This is a genomic window from Paenibacillus pectinilyticus (assembly GCF_001700435.1).
GTDB lineage: Bacteria > Bacillota > Bacilli > Paenibacillales > NBRC-103111 > Paenibacillus_E > Paenibacillus_E pectinilyticus.
Map to the genome: position 1 here is coordinate 584205 of NZ_LYPC01000027.1, position 21457 is coordinate 605661.

The window sequence follows — 21457 nt, forward strand, 5'->3', positions numbered from 1 at the left end:
GAGGTGCGTAGACAATGAAACAACTATTAAATGAAGACTGGCAGCTAACGTCGGAGCCGCTCTATCGTCAGGCGGCCGATCTCTGGCAAGTTAAACAGAAAGAGCAGGATTGGTTTCGGACGGATTTGCCGTGTGATGTACATATGCCGCTCATCGAGCAAGGCATCATAGCAGAACCGCTAGTGGCTGATCAGTGCTTTGCGAGTGAATGGACGGAGAATCGCTCTTGGTGGTTTAAGAAGACTTTTGAGTTAACGGAGGAACAGCTGCGTTCAGAGCGAATGGTTCTTCAATTTGAATCTTTGGATGTAGAAGCAGATATCTGGTTGAATGATTGTCATTTGGGCCATCATCGCAGCGCTTTTTATCCGTTTGCTTGTGATGTGAAAGGGAAGGCGCGACCAGGCGTTAATCAACTCTTTGTTCGCGTTACCTCTGGTTTAGAGCACTATTCGGAGAACGACTTTGCGCTCATTCGTGAGGCGAAAGTGGTATATGAGAACGAGCAGATCAGGCATAGAGGCGACCATCGCCGTGGTATGCTGCGAAAACCACAATATGTATGGGGTTGGGATTGGGGACCAAGAGTAGTGACATGTGGGATCATGGGTGAGGTTAGTATCACTTGTACCAACAGTTTCCATATTCGAGATATTCACGCCACAACAACAAGCTTGGACGCTGCGGGTAAAGCTGCACACGTACAGTTTCAATTGGAACTGGAGAACCTGCATCCGTTTCAAACCTTAGAAACGGAACTGAAGCTGGAACTCCTTTTTCAGGGGGACCAGGTACAGATCATTCACAAAGACTGTTGTCTTCGTTCTGGGCTGAACTATGTCACAATCTCGATGGAAGTGGCCGATGCCAAGCTTTGGTGGCCCAATGGGATGGGGGAACAGCCGCTGTACGTGGTTCGGGCAATGCTGCTGACACCTACACATGTTGTGGAATATCCAACTTTTTCAGTGGGAATACGCACACTTCACCTTAACATGGATAAAATCCCTGAGAGTCAGGATGAACGTTCGTTTGCATTTGAAATCAACGGAGTTACTGTTTTCAGCAAAGGAGGCAATTGGATACCTGCTGATTCCATCTATGCGCGGGTCACGGATGCCAAATATGAGGCATTGCTAAGTGAAGCGAAGGAAGCCAACTTTAATATGCTGCGTGTGTGGGGTGGGGGTATCTATGAAAGAGATATTTTCTATGAGAAATGTGATGAATACGGGATTCTTGTTTGGCAAGACTTCATGTTCACCTGTGCGAAATATCCAGATCACTTAGCATGGTTCCGGGACGAAGTGGAGCGTGAGATGGACTACCAAACTCGGCGGTTGCGCAATCACTGCGCGCTCGCGCTCTGGTGCGGCAACAATGAGAATCATTGGGGCTTTGAGGAATGGTGGAATGAGACGCAAGCTGCCGATTTCTACGGGGGAGCGGTCTGTTACAATGACATCGCGCCTCGCATTGTGCAGCAGAATTGCCCGGCTATTCCTTATTGGAATAGCTCGCCTTACGGCGGTGAGCACCCGAATGGCAGCCAAGCCGGCGACACGCATCATTGGAACGATTGCACGATGCATGCAGACATGGAGAAGCGAATTACACCCGAGGAATATGACAAAGTTACGGCTAAATTTGTCTCGGAATATGGTTACCTTGGCCCATGTCGGAAGGCATCCACAGTTATCTACCATCATGGTGAGCAGCTGGATCTCAATAGCAAGCTTTGGCAGCTTCATAATAATTATTTCGAAAGGGATACCGTGCTTGCTGGCATTCACAAGCATTATGTGGATACCGTACACTTGGAGATCGACGATTACTTGTTGTATGCAGGATTATGTCAGGGTGTCATGCTAGCTTATTCACTCGAGGCAATTCGTGCCAAATTGTTTTGTTCTGGCGCTTTATTCTGGATGTACAATGACTGCTGGGGGGAAGTGGGCTGGTCCATCATTGATTATTACGCAACGCGCAAGATATCGTACTATTTTGTGAAACGGGCATTAGCGCCGGTAAAGCTCATTATTCGCGAACAGGATGGGATGATTCAGCTTACGGCAATCAATGAAACGAGCACAGTTATTCGTGAAACCCTGGAATATGGACTTGTCTATTATGATGGGATCCGAAAAGAATCACAGGAGATTCAAGTAGAACTTTCTCCATTTTCGCGGGAGGTTGTTCTTCAATGGCCATCACCTTCCTACTTATCGAGCGATGCTTGTATCTTTGTGAAGGCAGTAAGTAATCCCGGCGAGATAATACCTGCCGTCCTACAAAGCGAAGTGTTTCGTAATCGCAGTTTACCTGACCCGCAATTACAAGTATCCAACATCCAAGCCATCGAACCTGGGCAAACTCGCTGCACGGTTTCAAGCGAAGCTTTTGCGCACGCGGTGCATTTCGGGCTGGAGGAGACGATTCAGATGAGTGACGAATATTTCGACTTGCTTCCAGGTGAGAAGCGGGACATTACGATACGGTATGGGGAGATTGCCCTCACACCAGATCAGATTATACCACGATCGATCCAAATTAAATCATAGCGAAGGCGGCTTATAATATGAAACAAAAATTTGCTGTACAGCTCTATACTTTGCGTAACGAATGTGAACAAGATTTCCCAGGCGTTCTAAGAAAACTGAAGCAAATGGGTTGGGCAGGGGTTGAGCTGGCTGGTCTGCACAGTTATTCGGTAGAGGAGATTGCCGAAGTGTTAAAAGAAACAGGCTTGCAAACGGCTGGTATACATATCTCATTTCAACGTTTAACGACAGACTTGGAGAGCGTGCTTACGGAAGCTCGTCTATTGAATACGTCAACCTTAATCTGTCCCTCCGTGCCACATGAGCTTCGAAACGAGGAGGGCTACCAGCAATTTCACAGCCAATTAAATGAGATTGCGAAGGAAGTACAGCCAGGTGGTTTTACAATCAGCTTCCACAACCATGCTTTCGAGTTTGAAACAAGTGTTAACGGGATGAATGCGTTGACGTACATACTTGAGCCTTCTGCGGATAATGCCGTTTTGGCCGAAGTTGATGTGTTTTGGGTGCAGAAAGCCGGGCAAGATCCAGCAGCTTTTATTCGTCCATACAGCCGTCGGATGCCGACCATGCATGTGAAGGATATGAGCGACGATGAGAGGCAGACGTATGCTGAAATTGGCACGGGCGTGATCGATTTCGATCCTATTTTGATATGGGGCGAGCAGAATGGCGTTGAATGGTACGTTGTGGAGCAGGATGTGTGTCCAGGCAATCCAATGGATTGCGTGCAGCTTAGCTTAACGAACTTACATCAAATTGCTGAAAGAATTGCAGCAAACACATAGTTTCATAAGAGGAGGCTTTCCTATACCGATAAGGGAGAGCCTCTATTTGTTAGCGGATTAGCCGTAATAGGAAGGTAGAAACGTACAGCGGCATACCATCGATACAGCCTAAGCTTTCCATACTTGAACCTTCTCTTTCATATAGGTTGAGGGCAGGGTGCCAGTACATTTCTTAAACACTTTGTTAAAATATGACTGCTCACAAAATCCGAGAAAATCGGAGATTTCTCCTACGTTCATCTGTGAATTGGTCAGCAGATCGCATGCGGCAGCAATTCGGATTTGCTGGATGTAATCAATGACGGATTGTCCGGTCACTTGTTTGAAAATCGTGCTCACATAATTAGGGGTTCGATCCGCGTACTCGGCTAATTCTGTCAACGTAATGGTTCTGTGATAATGATTGAGAATGTAGCCTTGAAGCAGCATAACGATACTATAGGATTTGCCTTGAGGGGATTGGGAATCGATTTCCTCATTGATGACAGCAAGCATTTCAAGCAGTATGCTGTGGCAGATGGTGTCTGAATAGGCGGATTTACGCAACCAGTGTTGGGTTAAAAGTGAGAATCTTTGCTTCATATAATCAAAGTTAAACGGCCTGGTTATGCACTGTTCAGGTGTGATCAGGAGAGGAAGTCCATCCCCGTCCCCTTGGTAATGGAAGTGCGCGACATACATGTCATGCGTGTCTTTGGACGTATTTACGGCATGGCGCCAAACACCCTCTGGGACAAATAAAAGATCGCCTTTTTGCATAGAAAAGGTGTGATCTTCAATGGTATATCGAATGGCTCCATTCGTTACGAGTATTAAGATATGGTTATTCGTTTTTGCTTTGGGTACATGCCAGTTCGGCTCACAATGCTCGAAATAAATTGCAACCGGTTGGATCATAGGAGGCTCCTTTCGGTAAATGCTCTCGTCGTTGTCAGGTTGGTAATCACTCTTCTATTATATCCGAAATCGTAGAATTGTTGAAATAATTATTGTATTGTTCATTGTTTCAAAAGGCTGATTTTACTAAGCTTAAGAGGAAAAGAATGCAGGGAGGATGAAGGGGAAATGAGTAGTTTATTCCAAAGAGCAAAAGCGCGTGTAGGTGTGATAACAGTAGGTCATGAGCCATATTGGGCACAATTTCCGGGGTTAAAAGAGGAGCTTGAGGGCTACGGCCGTGAATTTGAAGATATGCTTCGGGGGCATGATGTCGAGGTCGTGTCGGCAGGCTTTGTTGATAAAGTAGATAAATCCTTCGCCGCGTCGACGTATTTGAAAAGCCAAGATATTGATTTCCTATTTGTCTTCTTGAGCACGTATGTAACATCATCTACGGCAGCTACTCCCATCTTGAACTTGTCCGTTCCAACAGTGCTTGTTGCGTTGCAGCCAAGGAAACGACTTGACTATCGCAATACGACGACGTATATGCAGTTAGTCAATGATAATATATGTTCACTTCCAGAAATAGGCGGTGTGCTTGTGCGGGCTGGAAAGCCTGCGGCAGGCATGATCGTAGGCACGCTCTATGATGATGAACGCTCGATGAGGGAGCTGCAGGGATGGTGCCAGGTCGCGAATACGCGCAGAGCATTCAAATATGCCAAAATTGGCTATTTAGGCCATACCTATGAGGGTATGTATGATATGAATTCGGATCCGACGGCTTTCACAGCTTCCTTTGGTTCACATGTGCAAATGCTGGAGATGTGTGATTTAGCTAAGCTGGTTAATGGCGTAACGGCTAAGGAAGCAGCTGATAAATTGGATGAAATTAAAAGCGTTTTCAAAGTGTCCGACCCCTTTATCGATCCGGTGACAAGACCGATTAAGCAAGAGGACCTTGACTGGTCAGCGAAGGTCGCGGTGGGACTGGATAAGCTGATTATTGAAAATGGCTTAACGGGTCTGGCCTATTACTATCGTGGGCTCGACAATAATGAATATGAACGAATTGGATCGAACATGGTGCTCGGCAACTCGCTGTTGACAGGCAAAGGGGTGCCACTTGCTGGAGAAGCCGATTTGAAGACCTGCGCAGCGATGCTAATTATGGATCGTCTTGATGCAGGGGGTTCGTTCGCGGAGCTGCATCCTTGCGACTTCGTCGATGATATCGTGCTGGTCGGACATGACGGACCGCATAATATTAAAATTAGCGATGGACAGCCAATTATTCGCGGGTTAGATCTGTTCCATGGCAAAAGCGGTTCCGGTATCGGCGTCGAATTCGCCATCAAGTCAGGCCCTGTTACCTTGCTCAGTATTTCGCAAACCGCTGATGGCAAGTACAAAATGATCGCTGCAGAAGGCGAGTCCATCAAGGGAGAAATTCCGCAGACAGGTAATACAAATACACGCTGTAAATTTAATTACAGTGTGGCCGAATTCGTAGAGAAATGGTGTTCAGCAGGTCCTACACATCACTTTGCGCTAGGCGTGGGGCATGTGGGTACGAAGATTCGCAATGTTGCCAAGGTACTAGGCATTGAGGTGGAAATCGTATGACGATTCCTGTAAGACCAAAGAAGTCCTTGCAGCGAGTTTCCTTGGAAATGAGCCTAAAGCCATTTAAAAGTATGGAACGCGAAGCAATAGAAGCCGTGTGCACAGAGGCCATTAGGCAATGGCTGCCACTAATCGGTATGGCTGACAGCTGCTCTATGCTGCTGTGGGTCGCCGATGGCAGTGAAATCCTCGTCTGGGACGGCGATATGCAGCGCGAGATCGAATGGGCCCGCTATATTGGTTACGCCAATGAGCAGTTCTTTGGCCATCTGAAGGACGAGACAGACCCGCGAATCGCTCAGCTTTACACCAGTGAGCCTGCCCGAATCACTTATGGAGATTTGCAATTCATTATTGCGTCATTCAAAAAAATTGCAGCTGAACGTTTTGGAATTCATATGGAGGTGGGTGCCACCTTTGATGCAGGACCGGAATTTGCCTACTCGGATTTTAAATATAAGCTGCATCCAGAGATTAATCGCGCTGAAGTAGGCGGGCAATTCGTCTCGCTGAAGGCGGACTATACGGTCGTATGTGGTTGGTCGAAGCTGAAGGAGGACAACGTCGCTTACGCGGCTTATCCTGGCGGTATTCCCGAAGGAACAGCGTTTGGAGAGTTTCTGGGGCGGCAGTGTGCAAGATTTTTACCAGCATTAGGCTTTGATTATATCTGGTTTTCTAATGGATTTGCACTGTCGTACTTTCCATGGACGTATCTCGGTGCTAATTACGATGGCACGCAGCTTGGAATGGTGGAATATGAAGAGCTCTCGACGAAGATGCTGTCGTTCTGGGACCTATTCAAGCAGGAGTGCCCGAATTACCGAACCGAAATCAGAGGGACGAACTACGGAACGGGCATGGATCTAGCCAAGGACTGTATTCCCTTACTTGATCTCTATGAGAGAAGCCATGTTGAATTTCCGCCTCCGAACTCACCGTGGGGGGCCCTTAACTACGATTTCGGTCTGGAACTGACAGGGTATATGTCACGTATAGCCGTCCTGCCAGGGCAGACCTTCCTCTACCGATTCTATGCCAATGATCCTTGGTTCTGGCAGAATCCGTGGTGGGATCTCTACGATCGGGAACCGCATGACATTTATTGTCCGCTTACCGTCGCACGAATTAACACGCAGGGGGAATTGGAGAGCCCGGGCGTCGTTCAAATTTTGACCATTGATTCGGAAAAAGGCGAACTAGATGAAGATATCCCGATGGAGGTTATTCCGCATATTAAGAAAGCCTTCAAAGATGCACCCGACCAGCCAGGGATTTTAACTTGGTTGTATCCGTTTCGAGAACTGCATGAAGCGATGGCTGAATCAAATGAGTATTCGAGCGAAGTTTTCTTCCATGATTGGTTTGTGCGAAATGCAATTAACCAAGGCTTGCCGCTGAATACGGTTCTTAGTACGGATGACTTTTACGCGATGCAGGACGATGCGATTCAGAAGCTTCAAGATACGATCTTGTTTACTTCTGCCTCATGGATCAAAGGGGAGAAGGTACAGCGAATCATCGAGTATATTCGTCGTGGAGGTAAGATCATTTTCTATGGCCATGTCGAAGATTCTGCGCTGCGCGAGTTGTTGAATGTTAGAAGCGAGGATGAGCTTGAAGGTGCTTTTTCCTTAAATCTCAACTTGTTGGAAGATACGATTAAGCACGAAGAGCACTTCAGTGGCAAGGGGACTCATCAAATTCAGCATCACTCGCACATTTCAGGCGGTGGGGTAAGTGAAGTTGTCGACGATCTGACTGATGGCTATACACTAGTCCATGCAAGTGTGAATCAGACGGGGGTAGAACGTGCATTTGCGCTGACGAGAACTCTACCAGAATGGGATGGAGGAAAAGTGGGGTGGGTTCGTGGTTCGCTGCCATTCCAATCTGCTGGCGTTACGCATTTGCCGGTTATGCAGGAGAAGGAGTTTCTGGATTCTTCCCTCCTCGTGCGCTATCTCCTGCAACAATTTGGATATTCCTTGTCCCAAATAAAGGAGGAGGCAGCTTCAGAATCTGCGCTGATGTTCATAACTAGACATGACAACGCGTTCATTTTTACAGGTTGTAAGCAGGACACATCTGTCGGACTGCAGCTTCGTTTCCCTGATGGATCTCCGTTAATCATCGGACAGTCTGTCATGATAGGAGAAGGAACGACTACTTATGCTTTAGATCGAACGTATCATGATGAATGCCGAATTTTTGTCAATCAAAAGCAAACATCTCGGATTACGTGCAGAGAAAATTCGCCCTATCCAACATCGAAGAAGCATATTAGCACCATACGTAATCTTAGTGTTTACAATCTGATTGAGGCAGATGTGACGATTTACCCGCCTCTTGCACAGCTGTTCGACGGTGTCGTGGAAGTGAAGAATGGTGAACACTTCTTGGATGTATCCGGTCAGATGGCAGGGAATTGCATACGACTAACGAATATTAGCGGGAACATTGATATTTCATGGTAAGGGTTCACTGGGTCTGATACGGGATGAAACAATCGGATATCTATAAGGTTGGTGACATAAATGAAAGCATCAAGGAGCAATGAGATCGAGAAGTTGGATGCGAGTATGATAATAGAAGCGGATACCAACAGCGATTGGGAATGGCATTCACCGCGTAGTAAACCGTTTCGGATAACAGGGCTGCCTTGGCTAGAGCAAGACGGTGTATATCGAAGATTGCCGCTCCAGCCGAGCCATTCTATTCGATCTGAGGTGGATCGACTCGCCAATTTTACGGCTGGCGTGCAGATCCGATTTCAGACAGACTCACCCAAGCTTTCTGTTAGAGTAACATTGGCTGACAGGGCCGGTATGTATCAAATGCCCGCCACGGGTCAATGCGGTGTTGATTGCTACATCGGTTCGTCAGGAGCTCAAGCTTATGTCAATACCACTCGGTTTGATCAGTCACAGCCTGAATACGAATCGATTCTCTTCGAAGCCTTACCTCGGCAGATGCGGGAGATCACACTCAATCTTCCGCTGTATCAAGGGGTGAAAGAAATTTGGGTTGGTGTTGATCCATCTTCAATCGTAGCTGAATTTCCCGGATTTGCTAGCCATAAAAAGGTGCTTATTTATGGAACTTCCATCACGCACGGAGCATGTGCCTCTAGGCCTGGTATGGCTTACTCCAACATTCTAAGCCGGAAATTCCCGATAGAAATTGTGAATCTCGGATTCTCGGGGAATGCACAAGGTGAGCCTGAGCTCGCCCATTTGATTAGTCAAATCGATGATCCTGCACTGCTCGTTCTGGATTATGAAGGAAATACACCTAGTACGGAACGGCTTCAAGCGTCATTACCTGAATTTATCCGGATTTATCGCCTCCGCTATCCTGAGGTTCCTATTCTCGTCATTTCCCAGATTCAGTTTGCGAAGGAAGCTTTTGACGAAGACATGCGTCGTCGTCGTGAAGAACGGAAACAGCTTCAGTGGGCAATCGTTGAGCAGTTGCAGCAGGAAGGGGATGCTCATCTACACTTTTGTGATGGCGGAGAGTTGCTTGGGCCGGATTACCAGGAGTGTACGACAGACGGCATTCACCCTTCGGATTTAGGCTATTTCCACATCGCGAATGCGCTTAGCCCTACGATTAGCAAGTTGGTTTTCCAACAGCCGTAGCGAATTCTATGATGAACTGAACATAGACAAAAACCGCCAATCAAGGCGGTTTTTTGCTGTAGAAATTAGGAATAAAAGCTTGGATCATGTGTTACCATGTCGATTCTAGTATATTCTGTAACAATTTACATTCCACGATATGGGGAGATATGCTATAATTCTCACGTTACATGTTATATAAAAATAATGCTCAAATTCAATGGTTTGTTTATCTGACCTTCCTTTACATGACGGGCAACATGGTCATCAAAAATGGGCTTACAACCTAAACCGTTGTAGGTCTTTTTTTTAAGAATATTCAAAATTATATTCTACGTATGAAGGGACAATGAACTTTGGACAACCGAATAGTTATCACCGGATTTGGACTCAAACTACCCAAAATTAATAATGTGGAGCAATTTGAAAAGGCAATCAAACTGGGAACTTGTACACAATCAATTGTGACAGGGATAGGACCCAAGAAACAAAGTTTAGTCTGTGGCATCATTGAGGATGAACTGGAAGAAGTCAAAGAAAAAACGTTACGAGGCTACCCAAGAGCATCTTTGCTAGGTATTGCGGCGACAAAAGAAGCTATTCAACGAGCAAAATTGACGAATCCCAAAGCTAGAATGGCCGTTATTATGGGGACCTCGACGGCGAGTCTGCCAGAAGTTGAACAAAGTTCCTACCTGTATAGAAATAATCACTATAACAAGATAAGCCCTTTCAATGCGGGGATGACGAACATCCATAGTTTATCATCTGGGGTAGCCAATTATTTCGGAATGGGAGACGGCAATCTCGTATTTACCATTACCAACGGATGCTCGTCAGGATCGGATGCTATTTTCCTAGGAAAAACATTACTTGAAAAAGGGGTCGCGGATATTTGCATTGTCGGTGCCGCCGAAACGCCTTTGTGCGATTCAGCGATAGCCAGTTTTGCGCGACAGAAAGCTATTAAATTTAATGCCGAGATCGGGGAAACCGGAAATCCTTTTTCGAAAAACAGCAATTCTTTTGTCCTATCCGAAGGGGCTGCAGTAATTGTGTTGGAAACAGAGCTACAGGCCAAGAGAGATAGCAAAGATATTTATGGCTACATAACAGGTGCTGCTGCAAATAATGACGGTGTAGATATTCACTCTATGGATGAAACGGGTGAACGTCTATATCAAACATTCGATCAAGCTGTGGGGAACAAAGCTATTACATATACGAACAGCTTAGCCCTAGGTTTGGATCTCCAAGACACCAATGAAGCTAAAAATCATATTAAAAAATTAGGTAATCATACACCTATCACCTCAATCAAAGGTATGATCGGACATGCATTCGCGGTATCGGGCGTTGCGCAGCTGATCTCTTCCTTACTGAGTATAAGAGGGGGGTACATACCAGCGACAATACAAAGTAACTTTGCAGGCTATGAACATGTCAACATTGTCAAAAAAACGACTTACTGTGACGTTCAACATATCGCAATTACATCTCATGGATACGGCGGAAATAATAATACAATTGTGGTATCGAAAGTAGGGTAATCTATGAATTTTATACTGATGGCAGCAATGTCTTTAGTACCTCTTTTTTTGGGCATGTCCTGTAAAATGTTGTTTAAAACCAAGCTAACCAATGCAATGCTTATATTTATGGTTTTTATGAGTCTATGGCAATTGGATGTTAGTGTGTTATACAGCAATGATTTGATCAGTAACGATCAGATCTTTTTTCTCTTCAAGCTATTTCGGATCGGATCGATTATGCTTCCCCCGGCATTTTTATATGTTGGCTATGTTTCCTTGAACTATCTAACCAAAGAAGAAGCGAAATGGATGAAGTGGATTATTAATAAATACACGTTATCGGTATATTCGGCTTGGTCTTTATTCATTTATGTTGTCAATTGGACTGATTTCGGCGTTGTAGGTTTGAAGAAACTTGTGGGTCTAAGCAGTCAAATTGCCGTGCTCTACCCTGTTTATGGGGAATGGGGGGGCTTATTTGTCAACCATATTAAACTATTGGTCGTTAGTATTCTGCTAACCTTGATAACGAGCAGAAAAGTCACAGATAAATATGTGAAAAATTTTCTAACCCTATTTAGTCTAACATTTCTTTTAACTTATATGATTGGCGTATTGAATTTACAGCAAAGTTCATTTATTTATTCTAGTCAAATTGCGGTTATGTTTTTCTCCATCATTATCTTCTTTGTTTTTGTTAACATGAGTACGAAGATGATCAGAGAAACCGCTCAAATTTTGAAAAGAAAAGAAAAAGAAGAACAAATCGAGATATCAACCTCAGGACTTATCCATGAAATCAATAATCCCTTAACTGTTGTGAAAGGGTATTCAGATCTATTGTCTCGTAACGAGCAATTGGATATGAGCGTGAAAGGGATGGTCAGCCAAATTAAAATAGCTGGTGCCCATATGAACAGCATCATATCGAATTATAATCAATTCATTAAAAGCGGTAAAATTAATGCAACCGAGACAGATGTACTTGAAGTGATTAAAGAGTCGCTTGACCTCACCTCTATTAAAATCAAAGAAAAAAACGTGCACATTGTGTTAAAAGAATCCAAAAATATGGTCGTGACGATCGATAAAGATAAAGTCAGGCAAGTGTTTATGAATCTCATCAATAACAGTATCGAAGCCATGGAGGAGAAAGAACACAAAGTCGTCCAGATTGAGGCTTATATGAATAACAATGAGATTCATATCCTTTTTACAGATACGGGGTCCGGTATACCCGCTAAGGAGTGGGATCGGATTTTCGCCCCTTTTCACACGACGAAGGAAACGGGCATGGGACTTGGTTTGTCCATTTCTCAGCGAATTATCAATTCGCATGGCGGATATATAGAAATATCCAAGAGCAGCGAAGCAGGGACAGAAATTAAAGTGACGCTGCCGATGATGCAGTATGAGGAAATTGTGTAAGCATACGAACTTATTATGAAGCCGAGAGATGGGCAACCGACTCTTGGCTTTTTGTAGTGATAACTAAAAGAATGGCGTAAATGCGAATAATGTTGTTATAATATCGACACGGGAATGCTCAATATGCGACAACAAAAGGGGTAAATGAGATGGTATCCTGGATTCGAAGAGTAGTCATTATTAATCGCAGTTTCAGGGTGAAGCTTATTCTTAGTTTATCCGCCATCATTTTATTAGCATTCTGCTTAACGGGATATTTAACGTATCGCTATAATTTAACGATTTTTGAAGAGGAAATCAGCAAGCAATTTTCAAGTACGAATGAAGAAGCGCTGGCGAAAATGGATCTCAAGGTACAAGAGGTTGTCCGTATTTCACAAACTGTCGTTTTTAATCCAGCACTCGAAAATGTGATTACAAGAATTAATTCGAACACAAACCCCGATGCATTTGATCGATTTTTTGATAAAAGACAAATTGAAGACCAGATTTTTCAGATTAAATCGGATGCCCCTTATATCACGGGGATGTATTTATACGACTTACAGGGGAATCCATCGTATTTCAGCTATACGACTTCAGCTATTAATGTCCCGGATGAAAACGTATTCAATTTGATTCGTTCCAAAATCAGAGATACATCTGGTGATCTCGTGTGGATTAGCCTGCCGCTCGCCTCTCCCATCGAACCAAGTGGATATAGGAATACGATTATTGTGGCTCGGTGGATGAAAAATAGCAGTTTGGCTACCTACGGTGTCCTCGTTATGGCTTTTGATGAATCCTTTTTCTCAGGCTCTCTCAAAGAGCTGACGAAGGGAGGACAAGGCGAGGTGTATTTGTTTAATAAAAATAATGAACTCCTGTTCAGTAATTTTCCGGAGAGTTCCCCTGTTAAATTGGAGCAGCTACGCAATTTGAATCAAACGCAATTAATGGATCATCATTTGTTTGTTCAGGGCAAGTCGGACGTGACCTCATTTAAGCTGGTTAGCGGCACTTCGCTGACAGATATTCAAACGAGGAGCCGTGATTTATTTAAGAAAATCGTGTACTCAGGTTTGATTAGTATATTGCTGGCGAGCATTCTTATTGTGCTTTCCACGGGGAATTTGCTCAGACCGCTCAAGGATTTGCTGCTGGGTCTGCGCAAGGTGCGGTCCGGTGACTTTGATGCTCGCATCGAAATTCGAACCCATGATGAGCTGGCCTATATCGGTGAGAGCTTTAATGCAATGGCTGAGCAAGTGGGTCGACTGATCAAAGAAGTGTATATGACGCAGTTAAGTGAGAAAGAGGCGGAGCTTAAAGCGCTTCAGGCTCAGTTGAATCCTCATTTTCTGCATAATATGTTTAATGAAATCTATTGGAAGCTATATCTGCAAGATGAGACAGAAACAGCAGCACTGATTGCAGCAATCTCCGAAATGCTCAAGTATTCGTTGATGCCTGTACGAACACTGACGACGGTAAAGGAAGAGTTTCAGCAGATTCGGAACTATTTGAAAATACAGAAGGAACTATTCGAAACGGATTTGGAGATCATCATTCAATTGGATGAGGATGTGATGAACGTTCAAGTAATGCGTTCGCTGCTCCAACCCTTGGTTGAAAATGTGTTTATGCATGCTTTTCGCAATATGGTGACGCATAAAGTACTATTAATTAAAGCAAGCAGCCAGAATGGCTTTCTGGAGATCGATGTAACAGATAATGGCTGTGGGATGGATGAGAAGGCCATTTCGCAAATTATGGGTGTTCTAGGCTCTTCGTTGCCACAACGTTCAGATGGACGAGAAAGTTTGGGGGTTCGCAGTGTCGTAAGAAGGATTGAACTTATCTATGGCGCCCCATACCGCTTGGAAATCACTAGTACGTTAGGGAGCGGGACAACGATGCGTCTTGTTTTGCCCCTGCATACCGATATCGAGAAGGGAGATCACTAGCATGAGAAGCGGGCGAGTCTTAATTGTGGAAGATCAGTTGAATTTTAGGAAAGGACTCATTAAGATGCTTCAGGGTGGAGATTTGGGCTGGCAAGTGGTGGGTGAGGCAGGCAATGGTCAGGATGCTTTGGTGCTGCTTGACGAGCTCCAACCAGATTTGGTTCTCACGGATATTCGGATGCCGATCATGGATGGGCTTGAATTCGTTGCTCATTTGCGTAAAAGTTACCCTGATATGCTCGTCATTATTTTGACGGGCTACAAAAACTTTGAGTATGCACAAGCTGCCGTGCGTCTGGGTGCTTTAGATATTCTGATCAAGCCATGTACGGAAGAGGATGTCCGTCAGATTATGAATAAAGCATCGGAGCGCTTTTATGACAAATACGCCCAGCAGCAGAAACAGCAACTGCAGCTGCAGCTGCAACAGGATCAGGAACTGCGAGCGGTTTTGTTGGATCTGCCTTACGAACAAAGCACAATGGAGAGGCTGACTGCGGGGCTTGCTCATAAAGAATTATGGCTGTTACACATGAATCATGAAGATTTAACGAGTAAAGCGTATGGCAAAAGAGATATGAGCTTAATTCAATTTGCTTTTTCCAACATCGTTGAAGAACTGGTGAAGGGAGAGGGGCTTGAGGCGCAGCTTCTGTTAGTGGAGCATGACAGCTTTGTACTCATTGCAGAATCGAATCAGATTGAAGAACATGTCCAAGAGGCCATTCGGAATGCATGCTATGAATATTTAAAAATTCACCTGAACATCGTTTCTATGGGCATTGCGCCTTCTGTCTATGAGTTGGCTGGCTTGTATTTGCTGACAAAAGAAGCCTTTTCCGAACCGATGGACAGTAAGGCTGAGAGTGGTGAATCAACTTCGGGACTGCTGCTGTCACTGAACCAAGCACGGGTCAGAGAGATGGAGGTCCAGCTCATGTCCGCCATCCTTGTTGGTCAAGAGGACAGCCTGCAGCTGTTATTGAATCGGGTTCTGGCGGAGTTAAGTCTTACATCACCAGATGAAATGAGAATAGGCGCGTTGTCTCTATCGATCGCGTTACATGGAACCATTCAGAAACAATTCGATCCAGATGATAAACATGCACTGGCTAGAATTCCGAATGAGATGCCTCAAATTCATTGGACCCACAAGGAGGTTCTTAACTGGGCTGCCGAACAAGCCAAGCACTTCATCCTGCAATTTAATCAATGGCAGGTATCCAAAAGTGATAATGTGATCGAGAGAGCCGTCAAATACATTGAAGAACATTACAATGAGGAATGCCGGTTAACTGATGTCGCGGCTCATATTCACTTGAATCCCAGTTATTTCAGCGTCGTATTCAAGAAAGCGACTGGAGATAGCTTTACGCGCTACGTCACCAGAGTTCGTATGGATAAAGCCGCGTTATTGCTGCGGAATACCGACATGAAAATATTTGAGATTGCCTGCGCCATAGGATTTGATGAACCGAATTATTTCACCAATGTATTCAAGCAGCAGTTCCAAATGTCGCCCAAGGAGTACCGAAGCGGCAAGTCAACGACGTAAGTAAAGGGTCGTGAGCATGATTAGGAAAAAGGTGTTGCGTACGAAAATAATATGTTGTATTATCGGATTAAGCGCTTAACCCTATGGTGGATTAAGCGTTTGAATTTGAAAGATTAAGCGCTTAACTACTTTCTTGGTTAAGTGTTGGTTTTTCGGAGATTAAGCGCTTAACCTAAGCGGCGAAGGGAGATCATTATGCGAACTATCCGACTAACGATGGCACAAGCACTTCTTCGATTTCTGGATCAGCAATATATTTCCGTAGACGGTCAAGAGACCAAATTTGTCCGAGGTGTCATGGGCATTTTCGGTCACGGGAATGTAACGGGGATAGGTGAAGCTTTGGAGCGCAGTGCAGGAGACCTGACTTATATACAAGGCAAAAACGAGCAAGGGATGGTACATGCAGCCACGGCGTATGCGAAGCAAAAGAACCGCCAACAAATCTATGCCTGCACGACTTCAATTGGGCCTGGGGCTTTAAATATGGTGACGGCAGCAGCGACGGCGACCGTTAACCGGATTCCGGTGCTGCTATTGCCGGGTGATAATTTTGCCTCCAGGCAGCCGGACCCAGTGCTCCAGCAGCTTGAGGTTGTAAACGATTACACCGTATCTGCGGCTGATCCATTCAGAGCGGTGAGCAAATACTGGGATCGAATCGTTCGTCCCGAGCAGCTGATAAGCGCAGCAGCGCAAGCCATGCGAGTGTTAACAGACCCTGCGGAGACAGGGGCGGTAACGCTAGCGTTACCTCAAGATGTGCAAGCAGAGGCTTATGATTATCCAGCGTCCTTCTTCGAGAAGAAGGTTCATTATCTGGATCGGCGGCCACCGGCTAAGGAAGCCATGAAGCGAGCTTCGGCCTTAATGGCAGGCAAGCAACGTCCGCTGATCATTGCTGGCGGCGGTGTGCTGTATGCAGAAGCAACGAAAGAGCTAGCGGAATTTGCAGCAGCTTTTGGAATTCCTGTAGCGGAGACGCAGGCAGGGAAAAGTGCATTGCCATGGAACCATCCGCTGAATGTTGGCGCGATTGGCGTGACAGGCACACTTGCGGCGAACAAGTTGGCGAAAGAGGCGGATCTAATTATCGGCATAGGTACTCGCTATTCCGACTTTACAACAGCATCAAAGTCAGCGTTTGGCCATGCTGATGTACAGTTTATTAATATGAATATCAGCGGCTTTGATTCTTCCAAGTTGGGTGGTACCTCGGTTACTGCTGATGCGAAGGAAGCGCTCAACTTGCTGCGAGAAGCATTGACTTCGCTCAATTATGCGAGCAGGTACGAGGCTGGTTATATTGCAGACCTGAAAGCCGAATGGGATCGCGAAGTGGATCGATTATATGCGGCGAAATGTGCAGAAGGATTTGCCCAAACACATGCGCTAGGCGTCATCAATGCAACGATTGATCCATCATCTGTGGTCGTGTGTGCCGCAGGAAGTCTTCCAGGTGATTTACACCGACTATGGAGATCAACAGAACCGAAAACGTACCATATGGAATATGGTTTCTCTTGTATGGGCTACGAAGTGAGCGGTGCCTTCGGAGCTGCTTTGGCGGAACCTAATCGTGAAGTCTATGCAATTGTTGGCGATGGCAGCTACTTGATGCTTCATTCGGAGCTCCTAACAAGTCTGCAAGAGGGGCAGAAATTCACGGTTCTACTCTTCGATAATCATGGCTTCCAATGTATACATAATTTGCAGCGTGGTCATGGCAGTGACGGTTTCGGCAATGAATTCCGATACCGTGAAGCGACTACAGGTCAATTGACAGGCGGCTACATGCCGATTGATTTCGCAGCGCATGCTCGAAGCTTAGGTGCGAAGGCATACAAAGCAACCAACCCTGAAGAGTTGAAGGCTGCATTGCTTTCAGCGAAAGAAGAAACCGTGACAACCCTGATCGAAATTCCTGTCGTTCCCGGAACGAATACAGGAGGCTACGAGTCTTGGTGGCAAGTTGGCGTACCTGAAGTTTCTGTGAGTGGGAAGGTCCTAGCGGCGCATGAAGACATGAAGACAAACACACAAGCAGTTAAACTCATATAAATGCGAAGAGGTGATTTTACGATGGAACAACTGCGGGAATTACCGTTCAAGCTAGGCATTCACCCCATTAATTGGGTGGGGGAGGACGTCAAGGAACATGGCGCGGAAACGACATTTGAACAAATAGTAAATGATATTCAAGCGTTGGGATTAACAGGCACGGAGATGGGACGGAAATATCCACAGGATGTCGAGGTACTGAAGAAGGAACTTTCCACGCGCGGCATCAGCTTAGTCTCGCAATGGAAATCAGTCCTGTTCTCGGACCCTGCCTATAGGGAAGAGGAGTTGGCAGCGTACCGAAAGCACGCCCAATTCCTAAAAGAAATGGGCAGCACGGTAATCTCTACAGCGGAAGTCGGAGGCTCCCTTCATTTTGATCCTCGTCGCTCATCGCACGAGAAAGAAGTGCTTCATCTCGACGAAGCAGGCTGGCAGAGCTTGGCTGAAGGGCTGAACCTTGCTGGCGCGATAGCCCAAGAATATGGCCTTAAGCTGACCTATCACCATCATGGTGGAACGGTAGTGGAATCACCGGAGGAAATCGATACCTTGATGGAGCTAACAGATCCGTCCTTGGTTTATCTACTTTTTGACACAGGCCATGCGTATTATGGCGGTGCGGATCCACTGACCGTTCTTCGTAAACATTACGATCGAATCGCCTATATTCATTTAAAAGATATTCGCCAAGCTGTGTTAGATGAAGCGCGTGTGGAACAAGTTGACTTCGTTACATGTATTCGCAAAGGCGTGTTCACCGTTCCTGGAGATGGATGTCTGGATTTTTCTCCCATTTTCCAAGAGTTAATGACTCGTGAATATTCAGGGTGGGCGATGCTGGAAGGTGAGCAGGATCCTGCAACCCATAATCCCTATGCCTATGCCAAAGAAGCACTGCACTTTATCCATTCGTTATTATCCATAGAAAGCAGGTAATCCAATTATGACTTATGTGACGTTTCCAGTGGCGAAAGCGCTTGATTTTGTAGCTATCGGCAGATTATGTATCGATTTGAACGCAAATGAAATTCACCGTCCCATGGAAGAGACGATGACCTTTACGAAATATGTTGGCGGTTCACCAGCGAATATTACGATCGGCATGTCCCGTCTTGGCATGAAGACAGCTTTTATCGGTAAAATCGCTAACGATCAAATGGGGCGTTTCATTGCTTCTTATTTAGAGTGTAATGCGATTGACACCAGCAATGTGGTGACAGACCGTACAGGTGCTGTGACAGGGTTAGCTTTTACAGAGATCAAGAGCCCGACAGATTGCAGCATCCTGATGTACCGCGATAACGTAGCTGATTTGAAGTTAACGCCTGATGAGGTTCAGGAGTCCCTGATTGCTGACGCGAAAGTATTGCTTATTTCTGGAACCGCCCTAGCACAGAGTCCATCACGTGAAGCGGTATTTCAAGCGCTGAACTATGCGAAGAAGCACGGAGCCGTTATTGTATTTGATCTCGATTATCGTCCGTATACATGGACATCCCCGGAAGAAACGGCTGTCTATTACAACTTGGCTGCTGAAAAATGCGATATCATTCTCGGTACGCGTGAAGAATTCGATATGATGGAGAAATTTGAACATAATCCGGAAAGGGATGATCATATCACGGCTGCGAAATGGTTCGATTATTCAGCTAAGATTGTCATAATCAAACACGGCAAAGACGGTTCGATCGCGTATACACCAGATGGTGTTGGCCATCGCGCGAAGAGCTTTCCAGCGAAGGTCGTGAAGACATTTGGTGCTGGGGATTCCTATGCGGCAGGCTTTATTTACGGTGTTATGCAAGGTTGGACACTGGAGAAAAGCATGGAATACGGAAGCGCTGCTGCCTGTATCGTGATTTCCAGTCATAGCTGCTCGGATGCGATGCCAACGGCTTCACAAGTGGATGAGTATATCGAACGTTGTAATCGCGGAGAAATCACAGCCTCATAATCTCACATATAACCTAAAGGAGCGTATCCCCAATGACACATACATTGAAAAACTGGATTGGCGGCGAATGGGTGGCATCAATCTCTACACAATCGGAGCCTGTTTACAATCCTGCAACCGAAGAGATTCTCGCCTATATACCGATTTCGACGAAGGAGGAAGTGGATCAGGCCGTACGCTCGTCCCAAGAGGCTTTTCAGTCCTGGAGCCGTACACCTGTACCCAAGAGAGCACGCGTGCTGTTCAAATACCAACAGCTGCTAGTCGATCATTGGGAAGAGCTTGCACGAATTGTGACAAAAGAAAACGGCAAAAGCTACTCAGAAGCTTACGGTGAAGTACTTCGCGGCATTGAGTGCGTTGAGTTTGCCGCTGGCGCACCAACACTCATGATGGGTAAGCAACTTCCAGATATCGCTTCCAATCTCGAATCCGGTATGTACCGCTATCCAATCGGCGTCATCGGTGGGATCACACCCTTCAACTTCCCGATGATGGTCCCGTGTTGGATGTTCCCGCTGGCGATTGCTTGCGGCAATACGTTCGTATTGAAGCCGTCGGAACGTACGCCTCATTTGGCTAATCGCCTTGCAGAATTGTTTCACGAAGCTGGCCTGCCAGCTGGAGTGCTGAATATCGTTCATGGTGCACATGACGTGGTGAACGGACTTCTTGCGCATAAAGATATCAAAGCCATCTCTTTCGTAGGCTCCCAGCCTGTAGCTGAATATATTTACAAAACAGCTGCAGCCAATGGGAAACGCGTTCAAGCTCTTGCCGGCGCGAAAAATCACTCCATCGTGATGCCTGATGCGAATTTGTCTATTGCGGTCAAGGAAATCACGAATGCTGCGTTCGGTTCAGCAGGAGAGCGCTGCATGGCATGTTCCGTTGTCGTAGCGGTTGGCGTCGTAGCGGATACGCTTGTAAGCAAGCTTCTTGAAGCGGCTGATGCGATTACGATTGGAAACGGAAACGAGGAAGGCGTGTTCTTAGGTCCTGTCATTCGTGACGTGCACAAGGAACGTACATTGAAATATATTGACATCGGTGAAAAAGAAGGCGCAATTATGATCCGTGATGGTCGTAAAGACGCAGCGACTGGGGAAGCAGGTTACTTCGTCGGCCCGACGATTTTCGATGGCGTGCAATGCGAGATGAAAATTTGGGAGGATGAAATTTTTGCTCCTGTGCTTTCCATCGTACGCGTTGATACCTTGGAAGAAGCGATCGAGCTCTCGAATCGCTCTGAATTTGCGAATGGAGCGTGTCTGTTTACGCAAGATGGCAGCAACGTGCGTCAATTCCGTGAAACGATTGATGCGGGGATGCTTGGCGTCAATCTGGGTGTGCCTGCACCGATGGCATTCTTCCCGTTTTCTGGCTGGAAGAAATCTTTCTACGGCGATTTGCATGCCAACGGTACGGATGGTGTGGAGTTCTATACGCGTAAAAAGATGGTCACAGCTCGCTGGTAACAGCGAGTTCCTGCAAGAAA

Annotated in this window: 14 protein-coding genes; 13 read left to right on the top strand and 1 reads right to left on the bottom strand. The window is 45.8% G+C overall.

The annotated features are described in order from the left end of the window. The first annotated feature begins 14 nt into the window (after positions 1-14). On the top strand, positions 15-2561 hold the full coding sequence (locus A8709_RS24325; RefSeq protein WP_065856020.1) for a glycoside hydrolase family 2 protein: 2547 nt from the start codon (positions 15-17) through the stop codon (positions 2559-2561). Positions 2562-2578: 17 nt separating this feature from the next. Further along, positions 2579-3349, top strand: a complete 771-nt coding sequence (locus A8709_RS24330) for a sugar phosphate isomerase/epimerase family protein (protein ID WP_065856022.1) — start codon at positions 2579-2581, stop codon at positions 3347-3349. A 108-nt stretch (positions 3350-3457) separates the two neighbouring features. Here A8709_RS24330 and A8709_RS24335 read toward each other — a convergent pair whose 3' ends face one another. Beyond that, a complete protein-coding gene (locus A8709_RS24335) occupies positions 3458-4246 on the bottom strand; it encodes an AraC family transcriptional regulator (protein ID WP_065856023.1) in 789 nt (262 codons plus the stop codon). Between the two features lie 168 nt (positions 4247-4414). Between A8709_RS24335 and A8709_RS24340 the strand changes: the two genes are divergently transcribed. The 11 genes from A8709_RS24340 (at position 4415) to A8709_RS24390 (ending at position 21437) form a co-directional block, all read left to right on the top strand. Further along, positions 4415-5857 (top strand): L-fucose/L-arabinose isomerase family protein, encoded by a 1443-nt coding sequence (locus tag A8709_RS24340; protein ID WP_065856025.1) that lies wholly within the window; start codon positions 4415-4417, stop codon positions 5855-5857. Beyond that, on the top strand, positions 5854-8334 hold the full coding sequence (locus tag A8709_RS24345) for a hypothetical protein (RefSeq protein WP_065856027.1): 2481 nt from the start codon (positions 5854-5856) through the stop codon (positions 8332-8334). Before A8709_RS24340 ends, A8709_RS24345 begins: the two co-directional genes overlap by 4 nt. A 60-nt stretch (positions 8335-8394) precedes the next feature. Further along, the gene (locus A8709_RS24350; RefSeq protein WP_065856029.1) at positions 8395-9501 is read left to right on the top strand and encodes an SGNH/GDSL hydrolase family protein; all 1107 of its coding nucleotides are present in this window, start codon (positions 8395-8397) and stop codon (positions 9499-9501) included. Between the two features lie 335 nt (positions 9502-9836). Continuing rightward, complete coding sequence (locus A8709_RS24355) at positions 9837-11030, top strand: beta-ketoacyl-[acyl-carrier-protein] synthase family protein (RefSeq protein WP_065856031.1); 1194 nt, start codon at positions 9837-9839, stop codon at positions 11028-11030. A 117-nt stretch (positions 11031-11147) separates the two neighbouring features. Beyond that, positions 11148-12440: a sensor histidine kinase gene (locus A8709_RS24360; protein ID WP_167357162.1), complete on the top strand. Its 1293-nt coding sequence runs from the start codon at positions 11148-11150 to the stop codon at positions 12438-12440. Between the two features lie 149 nt (positions 12441-12589). Then, positions 12590-14386 carry a cache domain-containing sensor histidine kinase gene (locus A8709_RS24365; RefSeq protein ID WP_065856035.1) on the top strand — a complete coding sequence of 599 codons (1797 nt, stop codon included), beginning with the start codon at positions 12590-12592 and terminating at the stop codon, positions 14384-14386. 1 nt (position 14387) lies between these two features. Further along, positions 14388-15941 carry a response regulator transcription factor gene (locus A8709_RS24370; RefSeq protein WP_065856037.1) on the top strand — a complete coding sequence of 518 codons (1554 nt, stop codon included), beginning with the start codon at positions 14388-14390 and terminating at the stop codon, positions 15939-15941. Positions 15942-16136: 195 nt separating this feature from the next. Then, positions 16137-18002 (top strand): 3D-(3,5/4)-trihydroxycyclohexane-1,2-dione acylhydrolase (decyclizing), encoded by a 1866-nt coding sequence (iolD, locus tag A8709_RS24375; RefSeq protein ID WP_065856039.1) that lies wholly within the window; start codon positions 16137-16139, stop codon positions 18000-18002. A gap of 30 nt (positions 18003-18032) precedes the next feature. Then, complete coding sequence (iolE, locus tag A8709_RS24380) at positions 18033-18941, top strand: myo-inosose-2 dehydratase (RefSeq protein WP_065857326.1); 909 nt, start codon at positions 18033-18035, stop codon at positions 18939-18941. Between the two features lie 7 nt (positions 18942-18948). After that, on the top strand, positions 18949-19959 hold the full coding sequence (gene iolC, locus A8709_RS24385) for a 5-dehydro-2-deoxygluconokinase (protein ID WP_065856041.1): 1011 nt from the start codon (positions 18949-18951) through the stop codon (positions 19957-19959). Positions 19960-19991: 32 nt separating this feature from the next. Continuing rightward, complete coding sequence (locus A8709_RS24390) at positions 19992-21437, top strand: CoA-acylating methylmalonate-semialdehyde dehydrogenase (RefSeq protein WP_065856043.1); 1446 nt, start codon at positions 19992-19994, stop codon at positions 21435-21437. Positions 21438-21457: the final 20 nt, after the last annotated feature.